The 6,662-nt window shown below is 68.4% G+C and carries 7 protein-coding genes; 4 read left to right on the top strand and 3 right to left on the bottom strand.

Going from position 1 to position 6,662, the window contains the following annotated elements; all coding sequences use genetic code 11:
• Positions 1-24: 24 nt before the first annotated feature.
• Together ACZ5QD_RS18675 and ACZ5QD_RS18670 are read left to right on the top strand one after the other, a co-directional pair.
• On the top strand, positions 25-1,503 hold the full coding sequence (locus ACZ5QD_RS18675) for an HNH endonuclease signature motif containing protein (RefSeq protein ID WP_464367004.1): 1,479 nt from the start codon (positions 25-27) through the stop codon (positions 1,501-1,503).
• A gap of 49 nt (positions 1,504-1,552) precedes the next feature.
• Positions 1,553-1,906 (top strand): hypothetical protein, encoded by a 354-nt coding sequence (locus ACZ5QD_RS18670; protein WP_045540153.1) that lies wholly within the window; start codon positions 1,553-1,555, stop codon positions 1,904-1,906.
• 8 nt (positions 1,907-1,914) lie between these two features.
• On the opposite strand, the gene ACZ5QD_RS18665 is transcribed toward ACZ5QD_RS18670, so the two are convergent.
• From ACZ5QD_RS18665 to ACZ5QD_RS18655, 3 genes are all read right to left on the bottom strand, one after another.
• Positions 1,915-2,898, bottom strand: coding sequence for an oxidoreductase (locus ACZ5QD_RS18665; RefSeq protein WP_045540150.1), 984 nt, complete (start codon positions 2,896-2,898; stop codon positions 1,915-1,917).
• A 286-nt stretch (positions 2,899-3,184) separates the two neighbouring features.
• Positions 3,185-3,541, bottom strand: a complete 357-nt coding sequence (locus tag ACZ5QD_RS18660; RefSeq protein ID WP_006894604.1) for an FKBP-type peptidyl-prolyl cis-trans isomerase — start codon at positions 3,539-3,541, stop codon at positions 3,185-3,187.
• Positions 3,542-3,543: 2 nt separating this feature from the next.
• Positions 3,544-4,854 (bottom strand): citrate synthase, encoded by a 1,311-nt coding sequence (locus tag ACZ5QD_RS18655; protein WP_006894603.1) that lies wholly within the window; start codon positions 4,852-4,854, stop codon positions 3,544-3,546.
• A gap of 142 nt (positions 4,855-4,996) precedes the next feature.
• Between ACZ5QD_RS18655 and ACZ5QD_RS18650 the strand changes: the two genes are divergently transcribed.
• Complete coding sequence (locus ACZ5QD_RS18650; protein WP_045540147.1) at positions 4,997-5,683, top strand: 5-oxoprolinase subunit B family protein; 687 nt, start codon at positions 4,997-4,999, stop codon at positions 5,681-5,683.
• Positions 5,680-6,582, top strand: coding sequence for a 5-oxoprolinase subunit C family protein (locus tag ACZ5QD_RS18645; RefSeq protein WP_045540145.1), 903 nt, complete (start codon positions 5,680-5,682; stop codon positions 6,580-6,582). The genes ACZ5QD_RS18650 and ACZ5QD_RS18645 overlap by 4 nt, the downstream gene beginning before the upstream one ends.
• The last annotated feature ends 80 nt before the right edge of the window (positions 6,583-6,662 follow it).

Raw genomic sequence — 6,662 nt, 5'->3', positions numbered from 1 at the left:
TGTGCAGGTGGAGGGGTGGGTTCGATGGGCGCGTCAGAAGTGCTGCTGCCGGACGACCCGGCCGCCCTCGCCCGCCTGTTGGAGGCTGCGGCGACCAAGTTCGCGTCCCTGCCGCTGTCCGCGGTGGCCGAAGACACCCTGTTGGAAACCGTCGAGACCCTCGAGCGCACGCATCGTCGTCTCGACGGTGTCGACGCGGCAGTGTTGGTGGAGGTCTCCGACCGGGCCGTGTATCGCAAAGCCGGGTACCTGTCGGTGCATCAGTATCTGGCGCAGGGGTTGCGGCTCGGTGACGGTGCCGCCCGCCGCCGGCGCGTCAGCGCCGCCGGGATCGGACGGTTCACCGACCTGCAGGGCCAAACCCGCCCACCGGTACTGCCGGCGACCGCGGTCGCGGTGGGTGAGGGTGCGATCGGTGCCGACCACGTCCGGGAGATCGACGCCGTCATGGACAAGATTCCCACCGCGATCGACGCCGACACCCGAGCACGCGCCGAGGCACAGCTGGCGTGGGTCGCGCGCGAGTTGAGTCCGGCCGGTGTCCGCACCGCCGGGATCCGGCTGCTAGCGCACCTGGACCCGGACGGGACCGTCACCGACGAACGCGACCGCAAACGCCTGCGCGGCTTCACGATCCTGCCCCAGGATCTGCGGCTGATGAGCAAAGTCCGCGGCTACCTCACCCCGGCCCTGCGGGCGGAAATGGAAGCCGCACTGCCGTCGTGGGCCGCACCGGGAATGAACAACCCCGACGACCCCGACTCCCCGTCAGGGACCGTCGAATCGGCCGACCCGGCCGCCCTCGCCGCCGCCGTCGAACGCGATACTCGCACACCCGGGCAGCGCACCCACGACGGTCTGCAAGCGCTGCTGCGCGCCTCCCGCACTGGTGCTGGGGGTGGTCGGCGGTCGGGTGATCTGGTCATCACCATCACCGACCACGAGTTGGCCGAGCGCGCCGGGATCGCGTTGACCGCGACCGGGACCCGGCTGCCGGTCGCGGAGTTGATCGAAGTCGCCGCCACCGCAACCCCGCACCTGGCCGTCTTCTCCGCCCACACCGGACAAGCCCTCTACCTCGGACGAGGACGCCGGCTCGCGTCGCGGGCACAGCGGTTGATGCTCTTCGCCCGCGACCGCGGCTGCACCGCCCCCGGCTGCGCAGCCCCGTTCACCCGGACGCAGGCCCATCACTTCCCGGACTGGGCCGACGGCGGACCCACCGACATCGACCACCTCGGCGCCGCATGCGGACGCCACAACCGCTCCGTCGGACCCCGCCCCGGGCAATGGCAGACGATGATCCTGATCGACGGACCCCACGCCGGCCGCGTCGTCTGGCGACCCAGCGGCAACACCAGCCGCGGCGGGACAAGACCGCCCGGATGGCGGATCAACCAGATCCACCACGCCGAACTCCTCCCGGACCACCAACCCCAACCGCCGCCCGAACCCAGCGAATCCCGGATCGAGAACTACCTCGACACACTCCTGGCCGCCTGACCGGACACACCGCTGGCGCCGGCGCCGGATCGTGGGGACGATGGACAGCATGGCTGCATCGAACGACTTCGGTCCCGACGACTTCGACCGCTTCGCCCGCGAAGCCGGAGAAGGCTTGCGGAAGCTGCTCCGTCAAGCCCTCGACAATCCTCGGACCACGCTCACCTGGGCCGACATCGCGGCCTCTGCCACTCGCCCGCGCACGTCGCCGGAGCCTGAACAGGATGCCGGGATCATCGACGCGGAGCCGGGCGTATGGGCCATCGTGCGCGACGACGGCGGCCCGCGCGTGGAGCGGGTCTTCGCCACCGAACTCGAAGCACTGCGCGCCAACCAGCAGAACACCGATCCCGCGCGATCAGTTCAGTTCCTCGAGTTCGGGGCCGACCTCACGGCCAACTGAGCCGGCTGTCAGATCGTGACGACTCCTCGACCGGTCGCTCCGCCGGCGAGAATGCGGTCGAGTGCCTGCGGCAACTCGTCGAGCCCCACCTCGTAGGTCAGCAGATCCAGATGCTGCGGGCGCAGGTCGGTCTCGAGTCGCTGCCACAGGGCACGCCGGGCGGTGATGCCGAGCTGGACCGAGTCGATGCCGGCCAGGGTCACCCCGCGCAGAATGAAGGGCATCACCGTGGTCGGCAGGTCCGCCCCGCCGGTCAGACCGCTCGCGGCGACAGTACCGCCGTAACGGACAGTACTGAGAACGTAGGCGAGCGTCCTTCCGCCCACACAGTCCACGGCCGACGACCACCGCTGTTTGTCGAGCGGACGGATCTTCGCCTCGGGGTCCTCCGGGAGCCGGCCGATCACCGACGACGCCCCCAACCGGGTGAGCAGGTCCACAGCATCGGGTTTGCCCGACGATGCGACGACCTCGAAACCGAACTTCGAGAGCAGATCCACACTCACCGAACCGACACCGCCGCTGGCGCCGGTGACCAGGATCGGCCCGTCGGAGGGACGATAGCCGCCGTCCAAGATCGCTTTCACACTCATCGCCGCGGTGAATCCCGCAGTGCCGATCGCGGCGGCCTCCCGAGTCGAGAGAGATTCGAGACGAACCACCTGGTCGGCAGGGACCCGCGCGTACTCGGCGTAGCCCCCGTGACGGGCGGTACCGATGTCGTGGCCGTGAGCGACCACGGGGTCGCCCGGCGCGAACTCCGGTGAGGTCGATTCACTCACCGCTCCGGCGATGTCGATGCCCGGAACGATCGGGTACTCGCGGACCACGCCTCCGCGTGGCGTGACGGCCAAAGCGTCCTTGTAGTTGATGCTCGAGTGCTCGACCTTGATGGTCACTTCGCCCGGAGGGAGGAAGGTGTCGTCGACCGTCTCCGCGGCCAGGCTGATGCCGTCAGCGCTCTCGCGTGCCACCATCGCGGTGAATGTCATCTTCGCTCCTTGGGTGTGGGGTGTGGGGGTTTCGACTCGCTTCGCTCGCTCAACCAGCGGGACTACGAAGCTCGCTCAACCAGCGGAACTACGAGACTCGCCCAACCAGCGGTAACTATAAGAACGCTCAAACCTGCGGGACTACGAGGCTCGCTCGACTCTGCGGGACTACGAGACTCGCTCAAACCAGCGGACCGCTCCGGCCTGCCTCGCCGACCGGTCCGTCCGGGGACGACGAAGGCCGCGTCGCAGGGAAGCGACGCGGCCTTGTCTGTCATGTCCGAGGTCAGACGCCGAGCAGATCGATCACGAAGATCAGGGTCTTGCCCGAGAGCCGGTGTCCGGCGCCCGCCGGACCGTAGGCCAGCTCCGGCGGAACCACCAGTCGGCGTCGACCGCCGACCTTCATTCCGGGAATGCCCTCCTGCCAACCGGGGATCAACGCGTCGAGGGGGAATCGGGCGGACTGCCCGCGGTCCCACGACGAGTCGAACTCCTCGCCGGAGTCGAACTCCACGCCGACGTAGTGCACGTCGACGGTGCCGCCGTGCTGCGCTTCGGGACCGTCACCGATCACCAGGTCGGTGATCTCCAGCGACGTCGGGGCCGGGCCCTCCGGAAAGTCGACTTCGGGCTTGCTCATGGTCAGCGGTCCCCCATCTGGACGTAATCACGTTCGGTGTAACCGGTGTACAGCTGACGCGGACGGCCGATCTTGGTGGTCGGATCGTTGTGCATCTCACGCCAGTGAGCGATCCAGCCGGGCAGCCGGCCGAGAGCGAACAGCACGGTGAACATGCGGGTCGGGAAGCCCATCGCCCGGTAGATGACGCCGGTGTAGAAGTCCACGTTCGGGTAGAGCTTGCGCTCGACGAAGTAGTCGTCGTGCAGCGCGACCTCTTCCAGGCCCTTCGCGATGTCGAGCAGCTCGTCCTCCACACCCAGCGAGGTGAGGATCTGATCGGCGGTCTTCTTCACGATCGCCGCACGCGGGTCGTAGTTCTTGTACACGCGGTGACCGAAGCCCATGAGCTTCACGCCGTCTTCCTTGTTCTTCACCTTGGTCATGAAGGCCTTGGTGTCGCCGCCGGAAGCGCGGATCTCGTCGAGCATCTCCAGCACCGCCTGGTTGGCGCCGCCGTGCAGCGGGCCCCAGAGCGCGTTGATGCCGCCCGAGATGGAGGTGAAGAGGTTGGCCTGCGACGAGCCCACCAGACGCACCGTCGACGTCGAGCAGTTCTGCTCGTGGTCGGCGTGCAGGATGAACAGCATGTCGAGGGCCTTGGCGACCTCGGGATCGACCTCGTAGGGCTCGGCCGGGAAGCCGAAGGTCATCCGGAGGAAGTTCTCGACCAGGCTCAGCGAGTTGTCCGGGTACAGGAACGGCTGCCCCTGGGACTTCTTGTACGCGTAGGCCGCGATGGTCGGCAGCTTGGCGAGGAGCCGGATCGTGGCCAGCTCCACCTGCTCGGGATCCTTCGGATCGAGCGAGTCCTGGTAGTAGGCGCTCAGCGCGTTGACCGCACTCGAGACCACCGGCATCGGGTGCGCGTTGCGCGGGAAGCCGTCGAAGAACCGCTTGAGGTCCTCGTGCAGGAGGGTGTGCCGCTGGATCTTGGTGGCGAACTCCTCCAACTGCGCGGCAGTCGGCAGCTCACCGTAGATCAGCAGGTAGCTCACCTCGATGAAGGTGGACTTCTCCGCCAGCTGCTCGATCGGGATACCGCGGTACCGCAGGATGCCCGCATCACCGTCGATATAGGTGATCGCGGACTTCGTCGACGCGGTGTTGACGAAGCCCCCGTCGAAGGTCGTCAACCCGGTCTGGGCGAGGAACGGGCCCAGAGCGACGGAATCGCTGCCCTCGGTGGCCTTGAGGATCGGCAGGTCGATCTCGCCACCCGGGTAGGTGAACTTTCCTGTCGCCTGTTCGGTCACGTCATTGTCAACGGACACACAAACCCCTTTGACTCGCGGGTGAGCAGTTGCTGGGTAACAACCTAGTCGTGGTTCGACTGAGACGCCGCATGAGGGTCACCTCGGCGCCCGCGACGCTTGTCGCGTGCTCAGCTTACTCACATGTCGGTACCGTGTTGGAATGCGAGAGCTCCGAGCGGGAAGCGACGCCGTCCTCCTGGACTTCAGCACCGGCCGGGCCCCCGAAGCCGAAGCCGCACACACCGCGCGTGCCCTTCGCGAGGCCCTCGACGAGGGTCGCCTGATGCCGTGCGACATCGTGCCCGGCGCACACACGATCCTCGTGGAGACCCGACCCGGTTCCGGCTTGGACGAGTTGTCGGTACTGCGGGTGGTCCACGACGCACGGCGGTCCTTCACTCCCCCGGACGAGCACTCCCCGACTCCTTCACCGCCGGATCTGGTGATCCCGGTTGTGTACGACGGCGACGATCTCGCCGACGCCGCAGCACTCGCCGGAATGACCGAGAAACAGCTGATCGCAACGCATTCGAGAGTGCTGTGGACCGTGCAGTTCATGGGGTTCGCGCCCGGGTTCGGCTATCTCGTACCCGGCCCCGAGACCAGCGCTCGGGACGCCGACGCCCTCGCTCGAATCACTCGCCGCGGCCAATCGCGGACCGCCGTGCCGACGGGATCGGTCGCCGTCGCCGCCGGCTACAGCGCCGTCTACCCGCGCAGCAGTCCGGGCGGCTGGTTCCTGCTCGGCCGCACCGATCTGCCGATGTGGGACAGCGAGGCCCGTCCGCCGTCACTGCTGACCGCGGGAATGACGGTCCGCTTCGAGCCGACCGAGGCGCCATCGTGACACATCCCACTCCGGCCACTCCGGCACAGCAACCTCAGGCGCGCCTGAGCATCGAGGCTCCGGGCCCGCTCGCCACCGTTCAGGACTTCGGTCGCCCCGGCCTCGCGCATCTCGGCGTACCACGATCCGGCGCCGCCGACCTCCCGTCCCTCGCGCAGGCGAACAGACTCGTCGGGAACCCCGAGGACGCCGCGGCAATCGAGGTGACGCTCGGCGGATGGGCGGCGCGGGCGACGGGCCGGATGCTGATCGCGGTCACCGGCCCGGCGGTCAGCCTCACCGTCGACGGCATCGAAGTCGGCAGCCACAGCGTCGTCGCGGTCCACGACGGCGGCATGATCCGCATCCACACCCCGTCTCGCGGCTGCCGGAACTATCTCGCGGTGCGCGGCGGGTTCGATGTACCGGCGGAACTCGGTTCCCGATCCACCGACACCCTCTCCGGACTGGGCCCGGCCCCCCTGCGCGCCGGCGACGTGCTGACCGTCGGAACTTGCGAGGACGACTGGCCCGCAACCTCGCTCGCACCCGTCGGCAGCATCGCGGACATCGTCGAACTGGTCGCCGCCCCCGGACCGCGCGACGACCGGCTCGTCGACGTCGGAGTTCTCGGGACCGGACGCTGGCGGGTGGCGCCGGCGAGCAACCGCGTCGGAGTCCGCCTGGACCGAGCCCACTCCGCTCCGCCGCTCGAACACCGCTCCGACCTGCCGGAGATGCGCAGCGAGGGCGTCCCGCTCGGCGGTGTGCAGATCCCGCCGAGCGGCCAGCCGGTGATCTTCCTCGCCGACCACCCGGTGACCGGCGGATACCCGGTGGTGGCCGTCCTGAACCCGGAGTCGGTCTGGCGGGCAGCGCAGCTGACGGCGGGCGACGAGGTTCGGTTCGTCCTGCGATGAGTCCCGCACCCCGGGCCACTGACTGTCGAGATCGTTGGCTGTCGAGATCGTTGACTAGCAGTATCGTTGACTAGCGGTGA

Source organism: Gordonia sp. J1A, assembly GCF_055393515.1.
This window is presented reverse-complemented; position numbering and strand designations above follow the sequence as displayed.

Coding starts and splice junctions, on each gene's coding strand:
- ACZ5QD_RS18660 (WP_006894604.1), bottom strand. CDS start 3,541: ATGAGCAAGCCCGAAGTCGACTTTCCGGAGGGCCCGGCCCCGACGTCG.
- ACZ5QD_RS18650 (WP_045540147.1), top strand. CDS start 4,997: ATGCGAGAGCTCCGAGCGGGAAGCGACGCCGTCCTCCTGGACTTCAGC.
- ACZ5QD_RS18665 (WP_045540150.1), bottom strand. CDS start 2,898: ATGACATTCACCGCGATGGTGGCACGCGAGAGCGCTGACGGCATCAGC.
- ACZ5QD_RS18675 (WP_464367004.1), top strand. CDS start 25: ATGGGCGCGTCAGAAGTGCTGCTGCCGGACGACCCGGCCGCCCTCGCC.
- ACZ5QD_RS18670 (WP_045540153.1), top strand. CDS start 1,553: ATGGCTGCATCGAACGACTTCGGTCCCGACGACTTCGACCGCTTCGCC.